Annotated in this window: 12 protein-coding genes; 4 read left to right on the top strand and 8 right to left on the bottom strand. The window is 61.9% G+C overall.

Annotation, left to right across the window (positions count from 1 at the left end; genetic code table 11):
• The 7 genes from ACVW0Y_RS10985 to ACVW0Y_RS11015 form a co-directional block, all read right to left on the bottom strand.
• On the bottom strand, nt 1–768 hold the full coding sequence (locus tag ACVW0Y_RS10985) for an ABC transporter permease (RefSeq protein WP_457438242.1): 768 nt from the start codon (nt 766–768) through the stop codon (nt 1–3).
• A gap of 1 nt (nt 769) precedes the next feature.
• Nucleotides 770–1,960 carry an MFS transporter gene (locus ACVW0Y_RS10990; protein ID WP_457438243.1) on the bottom strand — a complete coding sequence of 397 codons (1,191 nt, stop codon included), beginning with the start codon at nt 1,958–1,960 and terminating at the stop codon, nt 770–772.
• Between the two features lie 3 nt (nt 1,961–1,963).
• Nucleotides 1,964–2,539, bottom strand: coding sequence for an FMN reductase (gene msuE / locus ACVW0Y_RS10995; protein ID WP_457438244.1), 576 nt, complete (start codon nt 2,537–2,539; stop codon nt 1,964–1,966).
• Between the two features lie 372 nt (nt 2,540–2,911).
• Complete coding sequence (locus tag ACVW0Y_RS11000) at nt 2,912–5,182, bottom strand: TonB-dependent receptor (protein WP_457438245.1); 2,271 nt, start codon at nt 5,180–5,182, stop codon at nt 2,912–2,914.
• A gap of 351 nt (nt 5,183–5,533) precedes the next feature.
• Nucleotides 5,534–6,589, bottom strand: coding sequence for an ABC transporter substrate-binding protein (locus tag ACVW0Y_RS11005; protein ID WP_457438247.1), 1,056 nt, complete (start codon nt 6,587–6,589; stop codon nt 5,534–5,536).
• Nucleotides 6,590–6,615: 26 nt separating this feature from the next.
• Nucleotides 6,616–7,680, bottom strand: coding sequence for an ABC transporter substrate-binding protein (locus ACVW0Y_RS11010; RefSeq protein WP_457438249.1), 1,065 nt, complete (start codon nt 7,678–7,680; stop codon nt 6,616–6,618).
• 23 nt (nt 7,681–7,703) lie between these two features.
• On the bottom strand, nt 7,704–8,870 hold the full coding sequence (locus tag ACVW0Y_RS11015) for an LLM class flavin-dependent oxidoreductase (RefSeq protein ID WP_457438251.1): 1,167 nt from the start codon (nt 8,868–8,870) through the stop codon (nt 7,704–7,706).
• 299 nt (nt 8,871–9,169) lie between these two features.
• On the opposite strand from ACVW0Y_RS11015, the gene ACVW0Y_RS11020 reads away from it, so the two are divergent.
• The 3 genes from ACVW0Y_RS11020 (at nt 9,170) to ACVW0Y_RS11030 (ending at nt 10,851) form a co-directional block, all read left to right on the top strand.
• On the top strand, nt 9,170–9,910 hold the full coding sequence (locus ACVW0Y_RS11020) for a class II aldolase/adducin family protein (protein ID WP_457438253.1): 741 nt from the start codon (nt 9,170–9,172) through the stop codon (nt 9,908–9,910).
• A gap of 310 nt (nt 9,911–10,220) precedes the next feature.
• Nucleotides 10,221–10,397: a type II toxin-antitoxin system HicA family toxin gene (locus tag ACVW0Y_RS11025; protein ID WP_457438255.1), complete on the top strand. Its 177-nt coding sequence runs from the start codon at nt 10,221–10,223 to the stop codon at nt 10,395–10,397.
• A gap of 49 nt (nt 10,398–10,446) precedes the next feature.
• Nucleotides 10,447–10,851, top strand: a complete 405-nt coding sequence (locus ACVW0Y_RS11030; protein ID WP_457438257.1) for a type II toxin-antitoxin system HicB family antitoxin — start codon at nt 10,447–10,449, stop codon at nt 10,849–10,851.
• Nucleotides 10,852–10,915: 64 nt separating this feature from the next.
• Here the strand turns inward: ACVW0Y_RS11030 and ACVW0Y_RS11035 are convergent, their stop codons facing one another.
• Entirely contained in the window at nt 10,916–12,160 is a 1,245-nt protein-coding gene (locus ACVW0Y_RS11035) for an acyl-CoA dehydrogenase family protein (RefSeq protein ID WP_457438259.1), read from the bottom strand.
• A gap of 296 nt (nt 12,161–12,456) precedes the next feature.
• On the opposite strand from ACVW0Y_RS11035, the gene ACVW0Y_RS11040 reads away from it, so the two are divergent.
• A complete protein-coding gene (locus ACVW0Y_RS11040; RefSeq protein ID WP_457438261.1) occupies nt 12,457–13,506 on the top strand; it encodes an ABC transporter substrate-binding protein in 1,050 nt (349 codons plus the stop codon).
• Nucleotides 13,507–13,608: the final 102 nt, after the last annotated feature.

The raw sequence follows: 13,608 nt of genomic DNA on the forward strand, positions 1-13,608 counted from the left end.
CTAACGTGCCTGCCAGCGGAACAAACGACGTTCCAGCAAGCGAAAGCCAAAATCCAGGGCGAAGCCGATCACCCCGGTGACCACCACGCCGACCATCACGATATCGATACGCAGCATCTGCCGGCCCATCTCGATCATCTGCCCCAGGCCACTGTCGGCTGCCAATAGCTCGGCGGCCACCAGCACCACCCAGGCACGGGTCAGGCTGATGCGCAGGCCGGTGATGATCGGTGGCGCGGCGGCGGGGAAGGCGATGTCCTTGACCAGGGTCGGCCAAGGCAGGCGGAACACATTGGCTACCTCGAAATAACTGCGCGGAATGGCCTTCACCCCTTCGCTGGCGGCCAGGGCCACCGGAAAGAACGCGGCCTTGGCGACGATCACGATCTTGAAGGTTTCCTCGATGCCGAAGAACAGCACGAACATCGGGATCAGGGCGATGCTCGGCACCTGGCGAATGCCATGGAACAGCGGCCCGCAATACACCTGCACGGTTTTCGACAGCGCCATCAGCACGCCAAAGGCCAGGCCCGCCAGCGAGCCCAGCACAAAACCGATGCCCAGGCGGCTGAGGCTGTTGCTCAAGTGTTCCTGCAACTCGCCATTGGCCAGCAATTCCTGGAAGGCCTGCAGCACATACAGCGGTGGAATCAGCAGGGTTTTCGGGAACAGGCCAACGCTGGTGGCCCAGCTCCAGAGGGCCAACAGCGCCAGGGGCGAAATCAGCCAGGTGAGCTTCCCTGCATAGCGTTTCAATTCAAGGGTCATCTCACACCTCGCTCAACAAAACAGGCGGGGCCTGCCGGCGTACCGCACGCACCCGACAGACCAGGGCCATCACCAGCACCAGCGGAATCCAGCAGAGAAACAGATTGGCCAGGCCGACGTAGTGGCTCAGCACGCCACCGAGGATCGCGCCGCTGAAACCGCCGACCATGCTGGCCAGATTGAACAGCCCGGAGATCTTGCTTTTGTCCATGGCGTGCTCGCTCATCTGGGTCATGTTCACCAGATGAATCAGCGCGGTGCCGGTGCTCAGCAATACGCCGCCAAGGGCCAGCAGCCAGTAACTCTGGGCAAAGCCGAGAAGCGCCAGGGCAGTCAGCGCGGCGCTCAAACTGACGATATAAGCGAAGGCGCGGCCGCTGCGTTGCAGCACATAGCCGAGGCTGAACAGCGCCGTCACCGAGGCCAGGCCCTGCACCATCACCAGGCTCACCGCCTGGGTCTGGCTGAGCTTGGCGACATCCATGGCCAGCAGAATGATAAAAGTGCCGAACAGCGAACCGGTGGCACTGCCCACCAGCTCGATCAGGCAGCTTTCGGCGATCTCGACATTGGCCACCATGGCCCGGATATCGGCCAACATCCCCAGCGCCGGCCCCTGAGTCAGCTCCGCCACCGGCGCATCGCTCCAGAAACCCAGGCTGTAAGCCGCCATGGCACCAAACGCCAGACCGATCACCACAAAGCCAAAGGTGAAACTGGTACTGGAACTCAGCCAATTGCCCAGCAGTGGCCCGATCAGCCCCATGCCCACCGTCAGTGCGCCGCGATACCAACCGGCCTTGCTGCTGCCGATATGCCGCAGCTGCTGCAAGAACGCGCTGTTCATCGACACGATACGAAAGGGAATACACAGCCCGATCAGCAGCCGCGCCGCCGCCAGCCACAGCCAATGGCCAAACAACGGAATGGCCAGATTGAGCAGCATCGGCCCCAGGCTCGCGAGGAAATACACCCGCCGTGCGCCATACCGAGCGATCACGAAGCCGGCCGGCAGGGTGAGGAAAATCATGCCCAGCGACTCCATGGCCGAGATGATCCCCACCTGCATGGAATTGGCCCCCAGGTGCAGGGCATAGAGCGTGGTGACGATCTTGGCCATGCCGATGGTGGCGCCACTGAAGGCCGCCAGCAGCATGAAATTGAGCAAAAAGCTGGTGCGGGTTTTGTCCACGAATCAGGCCGTCTTCAACAGGGCAGACGGTCGCGCTGCAAACAGGGGGACGGCGCGCTCGGCGGCCAATTGAATACGCGCTTGCAACAGCTCGCTAGTGATCTGGTAGTGGGTGCCCTCGGTCCTGAAATCAGCTTCGCTGGCATACACGCCGATGGGTAGCGTCAACGCCTGGAAGAACGAAAACAGCGGGCGCAGCTGATGGTCGATCACCAGCGCATGGCGCTCGCTGCCACCGGTGGCAGCGAGCAGTACCGGGGTGTCGATCAGGGCGTTCATATCGATCAGATCGAACAGGTGCTTGAACTGCCCGGGGTAGGTGCCGCGGTATACCGGGGTGGCAACCAGCAGCAGATCGGCCTGCTCGATGCGTTGCAGGTGCTGTTCGATATCGGCGCTCAGCTCACTGCGACTTAACGCGCCGCCGACCTGCCGGGCGATGCTGCCGAACTCGATGATATGACTGGTGATCGGCAGCTGGTTACCCAGCTCGGCGACAATGGCCTGGGTCAGCACCAGCGTGCGCGAGGGGCTGAATGTGCTGGCGGCAATGGCGACCACATTGATGGGTTTGGGCATGGGGGTGTTCCTTGGTTTTTTCTGCTAGTACAGGGCTAGAGCAAGAGCTGTACCAAGGGCCGCAGGCCAGGTGTGGCGCGGGGTTGCCGGGTGGGTGTTGGTGGGCGGGCAGGGTGGGTGCTGGTGGGGTGTTGCTGGGGCAGCAGTTTTTTGCTCTGGCGAGTGTTTGGTTTTCCGCGTGTGTGGCACCTGCTCGATCTGCTTTTGTGGGAGGGGCGGCCGGCGCTCCGGTTTAGCCGCGAGCTCTTCAGATCAAAAGCTCGCGGCTAAAGCCCCTTCCACATACATCAAGAGCAGGCGCCGCGTTTCGGCTTTCGATCTTGAAAAAAAACGGAGCGATCTCTCGCTCCGTTTTTGTGTAGCAGACGCCGATCAGAACCGGCTGGTAACGCTCACCCCAACAGTCCGAGGATCGCCATAGGTAATCACGTATTGGCCGCTGCCCACGGCACCGTTGGGCCGGCCATGCACTTGATATTTGCGGTCTGTCAGGTTGTTCACAAACCCTGTCACGCTCAGTTTCTCGTCATGGTTGAACCAGCTCAGCCGCGCATTCGCCAGGGTGTAATGGTCCTGACTGAGGGTGTCTTCATCCTGCCGGTCAGCCAGGAAATACTCCTTGCCGCGGTAGCTGGCATCTGCGCCTGCCACCAGCTTGCCGGCACCGCCCAGCGGAATGGTGTAGTCGGCTCCCAGGGAGATCACCTGCTCCGGAGAGCGGACGAAACGGTTGCCGCTGTAATCGCCGGTGACTGCACCGGTATTGGGGTTGATGTTTTTGAAGTCGGTGTATTCGGTATCCAGGTGCGACAGCGCAGCACGCAGGTGCAGGTAGTCGGTGGCCTGGGCTTCGAGTTCCAGTTCGGCGCCTTTCACTGTGCCTTCGGCACCGTTGGTAAGGGCGGTGGTGAGGATGCCGTTGCTGACGGTCAGCAGGTTCACCTGGATATCGGTGTAGTCGTAATAGAACGCGGTGGCGTTGGCGATGATGCGGCCGTTGAGCCACTCCGACTTCAGGCCGATTTCGTAGGAATCCAGCTCTTCCGGGTCCACCGTGGTCAGGCCCGACAAGCCACCTGACAGCCCAGTGTTGTAGCCGCCGGAACGGAAGCCATGGGCGTAGCGGAAGAACACCCGCAGGTTGTCGTTGATGCGGTATTCCGGGGTCAGGTCGTAGGTCCAGGCTTCCCAGTCGTCGCCTTTTTTCGAGTTGCCGTTGTTGTCGGCACCCAGCACTGGCGAACGCACGCCAGCCACGCTGCGCAGTTGCACCAGGTTGAGGTCGATGTCTTTGTATTCTTTGGTCCAGCGCAGGCCACCGGTAACGGTGAGGTTCTCGGTGAAGTCGTAGGTGAGGTTGCCGAACAGCGCGTAGCTGTCGGTTTTGTGGTCGTAGTTGAGGTCGCGGTAGACGGTGCCGGTCTGGTTGCTGGCAGCGCCGGTGGCGGCCGGGCCGGGCACTACGTTGCGCACGGCGGAGCTGTCCAGGTCTTCGTGGAAGATATGCGCGCCGCCCAGCCAGCGCAGGGTTTCCTGCTGTGGCGAGGCCAGGCGGAATTCCTGGCTGTATTGCTTGTATTCGTTGTCGGTGTCGGTACGCCCGGCCACTTCATAAGGAGCGTAGTCGGCGTCGATCAGCGACTGGTTGCGCAGGTAGTCGTAGGCGGTGATCGAGGTCAGCTTGTAGTCGCTGAGATCCCAGTTAAGGGTCAGCGAGGTGCCGTCATGGTCGAGCTTGTAGTCTTCGTTGACGTTCAGCTCGATCTTGCGGCCGTCGGGGCGCTGGTAGTTGGTCGGCGGGTAGTAGGTGCCGACCGGCAAGGAGCCGCTGCTGCCGTCGCCTTTGAACTGGCGGCCGTGGACCTTCCACAGGGCTTCGAAATTGTCGCCGAACTTGCCCAGCAGCTGCGCGCGGAAGGCCTTCTTGTTGACGTCACCGTAGCTCTGGTTGGCGGTTTCATTGCGGGTGAAGCCGTCGCGCTCTTCGGAGTAGATCGATACTCGGCCGGCCAGTTTGTCGTCCACCAGGGCACCACCGATGGCACCGTTGACGATGCGTTCGTTCTTGGTGCCAGCGCCGATGGTGCCGTAGCCGTCGGTGTCGAAGGTGGGCTTCTTGGAGATCACGTTCACCGCACCGGCGGTGGTGTTTTTGCCGTACAGGGTGCCCTGCGGGCCACGGAGGATTTCGATGCGTTCGAGGTCGAACAGTGGTCCGCCGCCGGCCACTGGTGCATTCAGGTAAACGTCGTCGGCATAGATGCCCACCGGATAGACAGTGGCAGCGCCGGTATCACCCGTGCCCAGGCCACGGATATACCAGCGCGGACGGCCATCGCCGTCGGGGTTTTTCGCGGCGGCGTTGGGCACGAAGGTGGTGATATCGCCCATGGAACGCACGCCGTCGGCGGTGATGTTGCTGCCGTTGATGGCAGATACCGCCACCGGCACTTCCTGCAAGGTTTCTTCCTTGTGCTGGGCGGTAACGGTGACGGTTTTCAGGGTGGGTGTGTTGGCGCTTTCTGCACTGGTGCTGCTGTCGCTGGATGGTTGTTCCGCAGCCAGCAACTGACTGCTGGCAGACGCGCTGCTAAGCACCAGCGCCAGCCAGATACCTTTGGTAATGGGGTTGATCGATTGCATAGTTCCTCCCGGTCAAATTAAGGCGGCGTGGCACGCTTGGTTTATTGAGTGGTGCTTGGCCTGAACAACAAAAACGCAGTTCTAAGAGGGAGATAGCAGGGACTGTGCCAATAACTTTTGGCAGCGCTTAAGTGTTCGCTTTAAATTTATAAGTGACTGTAAATAAACGTTTTTATAAATAATAAAGAGCGCTCTGGAAATGAAAAAAGCAACGACGCGGCAGGGCGGAAAGTTTCTTTTGGAAAATTTCAACGCTGCCACGTAGTTGCTTGTAAATCCGGCAGCAAAAGTTGCTGCCGGGGTGCTTCTGGAGAAGCAGTCGGTTGCGATTGCTGCGTATGCAGCAGCGGTTTAAATCGCCCTGCGGCTGGTGGCGCTGATCACATGTTCCAGCACGCTGGTGTCGATCCAATCGCGTACATCGAAGTGACGGGGAATAAAGTCCCAGCGGTGCAGGAAGTCGGTGAAGTCTTGCAGGCAGTGAATCGAGCGTTCATCGAAGTTGGTGCGCAGACGGCGATGGGCATCTTCACCGTATGCCGCCGCCACCCAGTACTCGCTGGTGTTCAGTTCCTGGGCCAGAAAACGCCGGGTTTCATTCGGGTTGGCCCAGGCCCATTGCTCGGTGCGCAACACCGTATCGACAATCCGTACCGATGCATCGAAGTGCTGTTCCAGCAAGTTGATGTCTACGGTGAGGGTGCGCGGTGTGCCGTTGTTGGCGCGAATCAGCGGGTCGGGGTGCGAGCCGGTGTCCACCACCACGCGCAAGCCGAACTCGTTGGCCAGTTGCGCGGCATGGGCGCCCTTGAGAAAGATCGCGTCGATATCGCCGCGCAGCAGGCCGATCAGTTCATTGTTGCGGCGGCTGTGGCGGCCGTTGTTCAGGGCCACTTCCGAGCCGTACATATGGTGCTTCTGTTCGTCGCTGTAGGTGCCGCCGTAGGGGTAGTCCACCAGCTCGACGTCGCGCACTTCCAGGCCTTCCAGCTTCAGCGCGTTTTCCAGGCCGCGCAGGGCCTGGGCGCGGGTGAAGTCGATCTGCACATTGGCCCATTTCGGCACGCCGAAGCGGCGGTTCTTCAGGTCGCGGATGGTGCGCACGCCGCTGTCTTCGGTGGTCAGGATCAGCTGCACCTCATCGCTCCAGGACAACCCCAGCACGCGGGTTTCGACACCCGCGGAGTAGGCCCAGATCGCCGGGATATTGCCGCCATGGCGCACCGAGTTCTGCAGATGATGGTCGTAGTGGGCTTCCCGCACTTCGCGCTCGCTGGATTCACGCAGCGATTGAATGCTGGTGCCGAACGGGCGAAAGGCTTCGGCCAGGCGCCCGGATTGCGCAGCAATGCCCAGGCCGGTCGGCACGGGGCTGTGGGTGTACCAAAGGGTTTCCAATGAGCTCATGAAGTCGTCCAGTTGAGCCCGGCCGATCAGCCTGCCAGCGCCGTGTTGGCGCTGCGCAGGGTCTCTAGCGGTCGGGTATCGATCCAGTCGCGCACATCGAACTGCTGGGGAATGAAATTCCAGCGGTGGAGGAACGCGGTGAAGTCTTGCAGGGCGCCGATGGCGCTGTCGTCGAGCGCGGTTTTCAGCCGCAGGTGGGCATCTTCGCCATAGGCGACCCGCACCCAGTACTCGCTGCTGTTGGTTTCCCGCGCTAGGTAGCGGCGGGTTTCGTCCGGGTATTGCGAGGCCCAGTGTTCGGCGCGCAGCACGCTGTCGAGAATGGCTACGGCGACGTCGTGGTGTTGGTCCAGCAAATGCTGGTCGACGCTCAGGGTGCGTGGCGTACCGTTGTTCGAGCGAATCAGCGGTTCGGGGTGCGCGCCGGTGTCGATCACCGTGTACAGGTTGAGGTCGTGGGCCAGTTGCGCAGCGCTGGAGCCTTTGAGAAAGATCGCGTCTACCTCACCGCGCAGCAGCCCGAGCAGTTCGGCATTACGGCCTTCGGCGCGGTGGTGGGTGGGGGCGCCGGAAACCAGGGTGCCGGCCACATCCTGCACAGGGTTGTCGCTGAAGGTGCCGCCATAGCGGTAGTCCACCAGCTGCACATCACCCACTTCCAGGCCTTCCAGCTTCAGGGCGTTTTCCAGGCCACGCAGGGCCTGGGCGCGGGTGAAGTCGATCTGCGCATTGGCCCAGTCCGGCAGGCCGAAGGTACGGCCCTTGAGGTCCTTGACGGTTTTGATGCCGCTGTCCGGGCGGGTCAGGATCAGTTGCACTTCATCGGCCCAGGACAAGCCGATCACCCGCGTCTGCCGGCCCTGGGCGCGGGCCCAGATGGCGGGAATATTGCCGCCATGGCGGACTGAGTTCTGCAGGCTGTGATCGAAGTGCGATTCGCGCACCGTCTGATTGCTCGACTCACGTAGCGACTGCACCTGGGTACCGAGGGCACCGAGGGTGTCGTTCAGCCAGCCTTTTTGCACGGCAATGCCCAGCCCGGTTGGCACCGGGCAGCGGGTGTACCAGAGGGTTTCGAGCGGATGGCTCACGGCGGTTTCCTTGCTGGCGGGCATCAGGCGCTGGCCTGCAGATTGGTGTCTTTGCCGTTGCTCACGGCCGGGCGCTGATGCACCAGGGGTAGCACTTCCTGACCAATGCGCAGGGCCTCTTCCAGGTGCGGGTTGCCGGCCAGGATAAAGGTCGAGAAACCGGCGTCGCGGTACTCCACCAATCGTTCGGCAATGTTCTGGTGACTACCCACCAGGCCCACGGTCGGCCCCGGTTTGGCCTTGGCGAAACCGGCCCACAGATTAGGGCCGAGAATCAGGTCTTCAAAGCGGTCGACGTTCTGGTGGTAGGCGGTTTGGCGGGCGGCACCAACCGAGTCGGAGCCGCTGGTGAAGTTCTTCACCAGGGCGCTGCTTTTGCTGCTCAAGCGGTCGTACTGGGCCTTCAGGTCGCGCCAGGCGGCTTCTTCGGTTTCACGGGCGAACAGATCAACGCGCAGGCCGAAGCGCACGCTGCGCCCTTGTTTGTCAGCCAGTTCGCGCACGCGCTCGATATGCGGCTTGAGCTTGTCCACCGGCTCGGCCCAGTTCAGGTACACGTCGGCGTGTTTGGCCGCCACATCCAATGCCGCATCGGAGAAACCGGAGAAGTACACCCCCGGTTTGCGTTCGTTATGCAGACCGGGCGGCAGCGAGCCGTTATCGAGTTTGTAGATATCGCCTTCGTAGGAGAATTTGTCGTTCTCCCACAGGCCCTGAATGACATCGAGGAACTCGCCGGTACGCTTGTAGCGCAGGTCGTGTTCCAGGTAGTCGCCATTGGCGCGCTGGCTGGCCGGGTTGCCGCCGGTGATGATGTTCCAGTCCAGGCGGCCACGGCTTAAATTCTGCAGAATTGCCGCTTGCTGGGCAGCGTAGGCCGGCAGGGTCCAGGTGGCCTGAAAGGCGATCAGAAACCTGATTCGGCGGGTTTCGCGGGCCAGGGCCGCGGCCACTACCCATGGCTCCGGGCCGGTGGGCAACAACGCGCCTTCGAAGCCGGCCAGCTCGGCGGCTTTGGCTACCTGGGCGATGTAATCGATATAGGTGAAGTCATCCGGCTCGCCATTGGGCAAACGACCGGGGGCGATATTGCCTGGACGGTGGCTGTGGGCACCGCGGTTGTGGTTGTCGGTACTCAGTTGCGGGCCGTCGGTGCCCAGTGGCAAACGCCAGAAAAATTCAGTGCTCATTGCTGCTCCTAAGGGGGCGGTGGAAGCCGTGGCAGCAGGATTGCAACGCCCATGCCACGGCTTGCGACTGCGCTACAGGCCCCGTGGTCTCTGGCCTGGGCAGGTTCGGCCAGGGAGCTGGTGTTGGCGATTGCTGGTGGAGCAGCAGCCCAGCAGCACTTATCTGTCTGGCACGCAGCAGAGGGCTCGCGTTGCATCCCGAAAGCCCGCGTGTTCTGGGGCCTGCAGGCGCTGGCACAAGTTCTGCTCTGGGGCTTGTACGGCCACTAATCCAGTGGTGTCACCGACAGGACCCGACCATGAGCCAGACCTCCACCCTGACTGCCAGCCAGCTCGACTTCGTCGCCCAGGCCAAGCGCGATTTCGCCAAAGCCTTTCGCGTATTGCAGGAGACCCGCACCCTGACTGCCACCAACACTTTGCAGGCCTATGTGCGCGTGCCGGATACCGATCTGGTGATCGCCTTGGGCGCGCCGAGTGCATGGGCCGACGAGCCGAAAATCAGCTTGTCGGTGGTCAGCTATGACGGCGTGGTCCACCTCGACGAGTCGCTGCCGCCTGGCACACCGCTGAGCGAAAGCAAGGCTGCTTTCAGTGGCAAACGCTACGGTCCGGTGCTGCGGGAGCGCCCGGAGGTGAATGTGGTTTCCCATGTGCATACCCCATACCTGGGCGGCTGGGCCGGTGCCCATCGCACCCTGCCATTGCGCTACGCCGCTTCGCAGCGCGTGACCCTGGCGCGTGAGTTGCCGCTGTACCTCGACCGCACGCAAGCCGAGTCGGACTTTATCGTTGAAACCCTGAAGCGTGACGCGAATATCCCGGCGCTGCTGGAAGCCAATGGCGGCGCGACGTTCTGGGGAGAAAGCGTTCTGCAGGTGGCCAAACTGATTTTGCTGATCGAAGAGGGTGCCTACTTCCAGGCCCTGGCCGAGAACCTCGGTGGTTCTCAAGAGTTCGGTCCGGGCGTACTGGAGCAGCAATGGAAGATGACCGGCTTGTGGCCGCAGGGCAAAAAGCTGCTGGAGCAAGTGGCTTAACGAGCGTCACGCGGCAAGCAACCCTCTGTCGTCCCAGCGTAGGCTGGGACCCAGAATTTCCGATCGAACGGCGTTCCCTGAGAGACTCTGGGTCCCAGCCTCCGCTGGAACGACTGTGTTTGCATTTCTTCCTGCGCCGTTTCCCGCTGCAAAGTCCCTTCTCACATCACTAACGGAACCGCCCGCTGCAAAGCGTTGGGCGACGTACAGCTTTTGCCTCGCGAGTGTGTGCAGTGTGTATCCCTGGGTTGAATGTCGCTACAAAAGTGTGTGCGGTACACACTTGCGCGCAACCTGGCAGGAGGCAAGGATGCGCAGCCGCGAGGTTATCGAGCTGATCAAGGCTGATGGTTGGATTGCAGTCAAGGGTAGCCACCATCAGTTCAAACACCCGCGCAAGCGGGGGCGGGTCACCGTTCCTCACCCCAAGTCGGAAATTCCCATAGGGACATTTCACAGCATATTGAGATCGGCAGGGCTCAGGTGAGCAGCTCCCGACCTGCTCCGTGATCGTTGAATCTTTCGAGGTGATCAAGATGAAATTCCCAGTCGTGCTGCACAAAGACGCTGATTTGGCCTACGGTGTTTCGATACCCGATGTGCCGGGGTGCTTTTCTGCAGGTGCCACGGTGGCGCTGGCTTTGGACAATGCCCAGGAGGCCCTGGCGCTGCACTTCGAAGGCCTGGTGGCCGACGGCGAGGCGCTGCCACATGCGCAAGAGATCGACGTGCATATCGATAATCCCGACTATGCGGGTGGGGTCTGGGCGGTGGTCGTTTTTGACGTAACGCCGTACCTGGGCAAGGCGGTGCGGTTCAACGCCACCTTGCCGGAAAATTTGCTGCAGCGGATTGACGATCGCGTGACCAAAGATCGTCGTTACGCTTCCCGCTCCGGGTTTCTGGCCACCGCGGCGTTGCGCGAATTGTCGGTGGCGTAACGGTCAGTTGATGAAAAAAGGGCACCCTTAGCGGCGCCCTTGTTGTATTCCGGGTAACGGCGTTTTATTTGTTGGCCGCACCCTCGGCCTGCTTGGTGTTCAGAATCGCTGTGTATTCACCCGGGTCTACGCCGTTGAGGTAGTAGTTGCCGACGTGATGCAAACGCCAGCGGATCGGGTCGTGGGTGGTGTGGACCCGGGCGTTGCGCCAGAAGCGGTCAAGGTTCCATTTGGTCAGTGACGAGCTGGCACCCAGCAGCGAGAAAATATCGCTGGAGATCTTCAGCGAGGCGCTGTCCGAGTGGGCGCGGGCGGTGGCCACGCAGAGAATCAGTTCGTCCTGCAGCTCCTTGTTTTCCGGGTCTTGCTCATGCAGATCGAACACCCGCGCGGCGTCGCGCAGTAGCGACTCGGCAGCGCGCAGCGCAACGGCGTACTCGCCGATCTGCTTGATGATGTGCGGCTCCTCATTGGCGTGTTCGACACCACTTTCCACCCAGGGCCGGGCATGGTTGTTCAGGTAGTGCACGCCGGCCTCCAGGGCACCGGCGGCGATGCCGGTGTCGATGGCTGCGTGGAGAATCTGCGGGAAGGTCAGGCCGGTGCGTTTCATCGGGCCCTGGCGGTACACCACGTAGGCTTCATCCAGCTCGATCTGGTCGAAAATCACCGTGCCGCTGACCGAGTTCTTCTGCCCATAGGCCTCCCAGTCATCCACCAGGGTCAGGCCGGGCGTATTGCGGTTGACCAGCACGCCGACGCCGCCGTCATCGGAGGTGGCGGTGAGGGAAATCCATTCGGCCAGGTACGCACCGGTGGAGTAGAACTTGCTGCCATTGAGCACCAGCTTGCCGTCGGCGCGGCGCTCGACCCGGGTCTTCAGGGCGAATTTGTTCTTGCCGCCGACTTCGGCCAGGGCATTGCCAAAGCGTTTGCCGGCCAGCACATCAGCGATCAGGTGGTCGCGCACGGCGTCGCTGTAGCCGCTGAAAATGCCGCGCAACATGACGTTGTGAATCTGCAGCAACTGGCCGACGCCACCGTCGGCCACCGAGATAATGCGCACGGTCTCGACGATGGTCTGCACGGAGGCACCGAGACCACCAAACTGTTTCGGCACGCCAATCGCAGTCAACCCGCTGCTGGACAGCAGCTCGGCCTGGCGGCGTGGCAACTCGCCGTTCTGGCTGCTGTCGGCGGCGATGGCGGCGATCTCTTGGGCAATCTCCCTGGCCACGGCAATCGCCTGTTCCTCACTGATCAGCACCACGCTCGCCTGACTGGCGACGGTGCGTTGGGCCTCACTCATGTCTCACCTCAACTGACTGGCTGCCGGGTTCGGCAGGCTCCTGAACAGGGTGGGAGCAGGTTCTATGCCATGGGGCTGCAAGCCAGTAATGGCGAGGCTTTCGCTGTTATTTGTGCGGGCCTTTGTTGCTGACGCAGCAATGCCCGCCTGGTTGCTGCCTGTGCAGCAGCAAGGGTTGCTGGCGACGCAGCAGCAGCGCTTGCCGAATTTGCTAAAGCCCCGGCTGGCGCGGGCTGCAGCCGTTGGCATGGGCGCTGCACTGCAGCTGCCAATCAGCCATTGCCAGGAGTTCGTATATGTCCACTGCCGCTATTGCCACCGCTCAGAGCTTGCGTCTCGACAAGATCTGGTTCACCCGTTGCCCGGTGCCGACCGCCTCGGGTATTGCCTATAACCTCGGTTGGCTTGGGGAAGAATTTGCCGCCGATGGTCTGCCCGTGGAGACGCTGCAAGAAGCTCGGCAGCTGGGCCGTCACCATTACGATCACGACTTGCCGGGGCTGTTTCGCGAAGGCGGCAACGTCCCGGCGCTGGCAGCCCGTGCCGCCGGCGCGCCGAGCCGGTTGATCGGCCTGACCTGGATCGAAGAATGGCAAACCATTCTGGTCCGTCCCGACTCCGGTATTCGCAGCCCGGCCGACCTCAAAGGTAAACGCCTGGCTTTGCCCGCTTGGGCCGACAGCCGTGCCGGCAGCATCGCCCGGGCCATGAGTCTCCATGGCTATAAGGGTGCCTTGGCGCTGGCCGGGCTGGGTTTTGATGATGTGCAGCTGGTGGAGGTGGCGCTGACTGCACAGGAAGGCGCGCCGACGCCGCAGGAGAACCTGCAGCGGCTGTGGTCGGGGCTTGATCATCTGGTGCAGGGGCGCGTCGATGCCGTCTACGTCAAAGGTGCTTCGGCTGCTGATGCGGCCCGACGTTTAGGCCTGGTGGTGGGTATTGATCTGGACCTGATCGCCGAACCGCGCCAGCGCATCAACAACGGCACCCCGCGGCCGATCACCGTGCACCAGGACCTGCTCGACAACCACTTCGACCTGGTGGTGCGTTTTCTTGCCCAGACCCTGCGCGCGGCCAATTGGGCCAGTGATAACCGTGACGATCTGCTGGCGATTTTGCAGGCGGAAACCAAGGCTGGCAGTGAAGGGGTGGCCGAAGCCTATCGCGGTGATTTCCATCGCTCGCTGGCACCGAGCTTGTCGGCTGAGCGACTGGAATTTCTGCGCATCCAGAAGGACTTCCTCAACCTGCATGGTTTTCTCGAAGGTGACTTCGATATCGATGCCTGGGTCGATCCGCGGCCGCTGCAGGCGGCGCGGGAGTTGTTGGTAGCGCGGGGACGCTGAGCTATTCGCGCAGGTCGGTTGGGCTGAGCACCGCGAAGCCCAACGAGGAGCCCGAGGGGCTCCGCGTGCAGATCGCTGTTGGGCTTCGCTGCGCTCAACCCA

The organism is Pseudomonas sp. TE3786, assembly GCF_054057335.1.

Bases quoted from the DNA above. Each gene is read 5' to 3' on its own strand.
- ACVW0Y_RS10985 (WP_457438242.1), bottom strand. From the start codon at position 768: ATGACCCTTGAATTGAAACGCTATGCAGGGAAGCTCACCTGGCTGATT.
- msuE (WP_457438244.1), bottom strand. From the start codon at position 2,539: ATGCCCAAACCCATCAATGTGGTCGCCATTGCCGCCAGCACATTCAGC.
- ACVW0Y_RS11000 (WP_457438245.1), bottom strand. From the start codon at position 5,182: ATGCAATCGATCAACCCCATTACCAAAGGTATCTGGCTGGCGCTGGTG.
- ACVW0Y_RS11005 (WP_457438247.1), bottom strand. From the start codon at position 6,589: ATGAGCTCATTGGAAACCCTTTGGTACACCCACAGCCCCGTGCCGACC.
- ACVW0Y_RS11015 (WP_457438251.1), bottom strand. From the start codon at position 8,870: ATGAGCACTGAATTTTTCTGGCGTTTGCCACTGGGCACCGACGGCCCG.
- ACVW0Y_RS11020 (WP_457438253.1), top strand. From the start codon at position 9,170: ATGAGCCAGACCTCCACCCTGACTGCCAGCCAGCTCGACTTCGTCGCC.
- ACVW0Y_RS11025 (WP_457438255.1), top strand. From the start codon at position 10,221: ATGCGCAGCCGCGAGGTTATCGAGCTGATCAAGGCTGATGGTTGGATT.
- ACVW0Y_RS11030 (WP_457438257.1), top strand. From the start codon at position 10,447: ATGAAATTCCCAGTCGTGCTGCACAAAGACGCTGATTTGGCCTACGGT.
- ACVW0Y_RS11035 (WP_457438259.1), bottom strand. From the start codon at position 12,160: ATGAGTGAGGCCCAACGCACCGTCGCCAGTCAGGCGAGCGTGGTGCTG.
- ACVW0Y_RS11040 (WP_457438261.1), top strand. From the start codon at position 12,457: ATGTCCACTGCCGCTATTGCCACCGCTCAGAGCTTGCGTCTCGACAAG.